General features: G+C 57.3%; 3 protein-coding genes. 2 read left to right on the forward strand and 1 reads right to left on the reverse strand.

Going from position 1 to position 5,266, the window contains the following annotated elements; translation table 11 throughout:
• The coding region (locus AABZ39_19165; GenBank protein MEK6796902.1) for an AraC family ligand binding domain-containing protein at window positions 1–509 on the reverse strand (509 nt) is incomplete at its 3' end.
• 280 nt (window positions 510–789) lie between these two features.
• On the opposite strand from AABZ39_19165, the gene AABZ39_19170 reads away from it, so the two are divergent.
• Both AABZ39_19170 and AABZ39_19175 read left to right on the forward strand, forming a co-directional pair.
• A complete protein-coding gene (locus AABZ39_19170) occupies window positions 790–3,087 on the forward strand; it encodes a chitobiase/beta-hexosaminidase C-terminal domain-containing protein (GenBank protein ID MEK6796903.1) in 2,298 nt (765 codons plus the stop codon).
• Window positions 3,088–3,199: 112 nt separating this feature from the next.
• On the forward strand, window positions 3,200–5,266 hold a 2,067-nt coding region (locus tag AABZ39_19175; GenBank protein ID MEK6796904.1), incomplete at its 3' end, for a LamG-like jellyroll fold domain-containing protein.

Raw genomic sequence — 5,266 nt, forward strand, 5'->3', positions numbered from 1 at the left:
CAGAAGAACACATATCCGCTGTGATCGGCAAGATAGGGGGCTATGGGGTCATCGCTCGCCGTCTCGCGCTTGAGCGTTTCCATGACGGGCATGAATATGTCCCGCTTCGCGCGGAAATGCTGGTCGCACGGGCGTATCCCGGGGATGAAGATATCGAGCGGCGTCCCCATCGCAGCGGATTCTTTCAGGAAGGTGAACATGAACCCGATGGTGCGAAGCCCGGGACGGAAGCTGTCCTCATGCGAATCGCCCGGCTTGAGCACGAGCACGTCATCGGCCGAGAGCGAGAGCAGCGCACCGTTGACGCGCGCACGGTAGTCGCCGCGCTCCACGTAGATGATCTCGTAGGTATCGTGACGATGCGCCGGCAGAACGAATTTCCGGCGGACATCGGTCACGGCGAAGTTGATGAACACGGGGCGGACCGGGGACGCCGTGCGCTCGAGATGGAACCAATGGATGGGGCCTTCTTTCCCCGAGCGGCGCTTTGCGGGTGTACTATCGGTCATGGAACGCTCCGGATCTCATCATTCCTCCCCGCGTATCTCCGACGGCGTGCGGCCGGAAAAGCTGCGCATACATTTTGCGAAGTAGCTGAGATCATGCATGCCGACAAGCCGCGCCACCTCGCGGATGGCGCGTGTTTCCTGCGGACGAGTTCGATCACTGCGGTGAGCATTTTCGTATCCTATATGTCCGTTTTTTTTCGTCAATGTCCGGTTTTTTGCATTTGCAACTGTCACCCCGGTGCGCTATACTTATGATCATCACCCCTGAGCGGAGCGTCCTATGAACATTCGATCGTCGATCGTGGTATCCCTCATCGTTGTCATACTCTGCGCCGACGCGGCGGAACTCCGTCTTGCTGATGCGGCACAGTCCCGGCAGCTCCCCCCGGGTGCGCCGAAGGCAAGCGATGTCGTCATGCGTTCGCTCGCTCCGCGTCCCGCAAGCAAGAGCGATCCGCACGATACGCTCGCTGCGGTCGCTGGTTTCCATGTAACGCGCCTTGAGTGGACATACACCGATAAAAAGGAATTCATCGATAAAGTGCATGCGCTCGGCGTCTGGTTCGGCGGAGCGGTATCGGCAGGCAATTACAAAGGCAGTGTTTCGAGCGAACAGTGGAATGTCGTGAACATCGACGGCACGCCCGTGTATGCGACCTGGATGCGCGCATGGAAAAAGCCCAATCCCTGGGGCTGCGCGAATAACCCTGAATTCAGGGACGGCCACGTGCGTTTCGTCATCGACAGCATACGCGCCGGTGCCGACGGCATGCAGCGCGATGAACCCGCTCAGGGGAAACATGCGCTTCGCTGGGGAGGGTGCTTCTGTGATCATTGCATGAAAGGCTTTCAGCGTTATCTGAAGGATAATACCGATGCCGCCGTGCTCTCGAAATTCGGTATAACCGACACGACAGGCTTTGATTACCGCGCTTATCTTAAAGGAAAGAACTATCCGTCGGGCGATGATTTCATGAAGGGAACGCCGGATGAGCTCAGAGCCGAATTCGAACGCTTCCAGGTACGCTCGACCGTGGAGTTCAATAAATGGTGGCGCACCGAGGTGAACCGCATCACCGGGCGTACGGTGCCTATCACCTGCAACAATGGGGTGCGCGACTGGTCGGAGATAGAGCTTGCATTCGACTCATGCATCGGCGAGCTCAACGCCGCGGATGCACAGCCGTCATATCTTTATGAAGCGATGCGTAAGGCGGCATCGTTCAACCGCGGACAGACGGTGACCATGCCGCTGCGTTCCGATCCCAAAGAAACGCCTGACTGGATAACGCATATCCGTAAGACCATTGCCGTCGTCTACGCCGTGGGCGGTCATATCGAAGCACCGTGGGACACCTATCTCCCCACGCCGAAAGGCGACCGCTTCTTCGGGAAGCCCGAGCAGTATGCAGATATGTTCGCTTTCATACGCGCCTCGGCGCCGTATCTCGACGGCTATGAGGATGCGTATGCGCACGGAGCGGATATCGACGATGCGCGCTGGACAAAACAAAATAAGCCGTTCCATATCACACGCGGCGGAAAAGGAATATATGCATTCGCCCGGGTGCTTCCCGGAACGGTGAATGCCCCGGTCGCGATACACGGTATCGACTGGAAGCGAACACCCGCGCCGTTCACAGTCTCATTGGATCCGGACGCGTTCGGCGGGGTACCGCTGCGCGTGAAGCTCCTCACGCCGATACCGTACACCAAGGATATGCATGATGCAGCATTCGCGCAGAAGGATTATTCGCGCATGGTATCCGTCACCGAGCTCTCATCGGGATTTTCCACAAGTATCGATATGCCTGCATTGGAATACGCGATAATTATCGTCGAACCGTTGAAAGCAGCCGACGGTGTATGGCAGCCGCATTTTCAGCATGACGATGTATTCTATGGGAAAACATCCATCACCATCGCCTCTGCAACAAAAGGTGCGGATATCTATGTGACGAAGGACGGGAGCGAGCCCTCGCTCACATCCGAACGATACCGCGGTCCGATACTGCTCCGCGAGGACATGACGCTCCGGGCACGTGCCCATCACCGCGGCGAATGGTCGAAGACCGCAGAGGCGCATTTCGTACGAGAGGCGCCTCTCGTTGATATCATCAGGAACGGCGGTTTTGATAATGGGACGGAATCTTGGGAAACGCTGCTCTGGCAGGGAAAAACATCAGCGAACGCGCTTGCCGCAGAGATCGACAGCACGGGGCGCATCAGCGGTAAGAATTCCCTGCGCCTCACGGTCAATGAGCGCGTCGGTGCGGTATACTATCTCCGCATAGCGCAGCCGTTCACCGCCGAGCCGAACGCCGATTATGCGCTCACCTTCCGCGCATTCGCCAACGGGCCGATGTCCTGCCGCGCAGGGCTTCAGGGAAAGGACGCGCCGCATACGGTTATCGGCATGCGCACGATAGAACTTACGTCAACGCCGTCGGCGTTCCGCATCGCCGGGAGGAGCAAGGACACCGCATCCGAAGCGCTCGTACAGTTCGACCTCGGCGGCAATGAACCGGGAAGCGTTCTCTGGCTCGATGATGTTCGTTTGACACGTATCGACCGATAGCGGGACTTTCCAAAAAATGCAAATTTCGACCAGGAAATCAATTGCCTTTTTCTGTAAAAATACCGTATACTGGCGGCACGGTCGGCATTCGCACTATTGCGGAGGATTCTCCATGAAACATCTTCTTACAGCGCTCATCGCCATTGGTATGCTCGCCGCGGCGGAAAAGCCGATATTCTATATTCCGTTCGATGAAGGCGCGGGTACGAAGGCGAAGGACGTCGTGAACGATGTCCCCGTCAAGGCCGTGAAGTGGGCGCCCAACGGGAAGTCGCGCGCGGCGGCGCTCTTTGACGGTACGGCGGCTACCGTCGTGACCGTGGATGTGCCGAAGACACTTTCCTTCGGCATGAGCGATGTGACCGTGTCGTTCTGGGCGAACCCGAGCGCGGTGACCTTCGATGACCTTAAGGACAAACGCCGGCGTATGATCGGCATCGTTGATAATTATCCTGTCGTCTGGGGCGTCATCGATCTGCGTGAGGGGGGGCATGTCTCCCTCGAGTTCGGACGGAAGAAGGACGGCGGCCCCACTGCCGGGACCAGTTTCAATTCATCGGGGAAGATCAAAGCGAATGAATGGTCGCATATCGCCCTTGTCGTCGACAGGCAGGCGAAGAAGCTCTTGCTCTACATCAACGGTTCGCTCGATACGGAAAAAGCGCTTCATCCTGATTTCGATGCGCCGCTCACCGCTGACCGGCCGTTCACCGTCGGCTCCACATGGCAGAATTTCAGCGGTATGATAGATGATGTGCGTGTGTATCCCTGCACGCTCTCCGCCGACGAATTGAACGAGCGCCGCGAAAAATTCTTCACGGGAAAGCTCGCTGCCTCCGGGGTTGAACGCACGATCGAGATCCGAACGCGCACGGAGAACGTCAGGGACGCAGCGACCTATTACATCGCACCATCCGGCAATGACGACTGGACGGGCACGCTGTCCGCACCGAACGCGGCGAAGACCGACGGGCCATTCGCATCGGTGAACGGCGCGCTCGCAATGCTCCGCGGCGTGAAAGCCAAGGGGCTTTACAATAGACCGGTGACCGTCATCGTGAAGAACGGCATATACCGGATGAGCGATCCGATAACGCTTATCCCGGGAGACGGCGGAACGAAGGAATATCCGCTGCTCATACGCGCAGAAGAAAGCGGGAAAGCGGTGTTAAGCGGCGGCAAACGCATCGATGGATGGAAAAAGAACGGCGAGCTCTGGCAGACGGAGATCGATGCTGTTAAGGAAGGCGATTGGTATTTCCATGCGCTTTTCATCAACGGCAGACGGGCGGTGCGCTCGCGCCATCCGAACACGGGATTTTTCCGCGCGGCGAATTTCACCAAGGATAACAAAAAGGAATTCTTCTTTAAACCCGGCGACGTGCTCGCCTGGGAAAATATTCGCGATGTGAACGTGTGGGTGTATCATTCCTGGACGGCATCGTTCCATACGGTGGATTCCATTGATATGGACCAGAATAAGATAATCGTAAAGAACCCTTCATCATATCCCTTCGGGAAATGGGGCGATGCGCGCTTCTATTTCGAGAACGTACGCGAGGCGCTCGATGCCCCCGGCGAATGGTATCTGGACAGGGCTTCCGGCACGCTCCTGTATAAGCCGCTCCCCGGCGAGGATATCACGAAAGCGGATGTGATCGCGCCTGCCGCATCATGCCTCATCGACGTGCGCGGTGACCCGAAGAACGATCAATTCGTCGAATATATCGGTTTTCAGGGCCTTGTGCTCACGCACGTAGACCGCGATTTCGGCACTGCCGATGTCATCGACGGCCAGGCATTCGTCAATGTTCGTAAGGCCATGGTCTTCGCGCGCGGGCTTCGCAACGCGTCGTTCAGTGCCTGCGAATTCTCGCACGGCAATGTCCATGCGCTCTGGCTCGAGAAAGGTTGTTTCGATGTGTCCGTGCGTCAATGCCATATTTTCGATCACGGCGGCGGCGGCGTCTACATCGGCGATACGGCGCTCCACACAGACGAAAAACAGCGCACCGAACGCATCACGGTGGATAATTGCTACATGCATGCGCTCAATCTCATCATGCACGGCGCACACGGCGTGTGGATAGGCAAAAGTTCGTACAATACGTTATCCCATAATGATATATGCGATCTCGACTATTCGCCGATCGGCGCAGGCTGGACATGGGGATATGCG

The organism is Spirochaetota bacterium, assembly GCA_038043445.1.
GTDB lineage: Bacteria > Spirochaetota > Brachyspiria > Brachyspirales > JACRPF01 > JBBTBY01.

Excerpts from the sequence above, each read along its gene's own strand:
- AABZ39_19170 (MEK6796903.1), top strand. The coding sequence starts at position 790 with ATGAACATTCGATCGTCGATCGTGGTATCCCTCATCGTTGTCATACTC.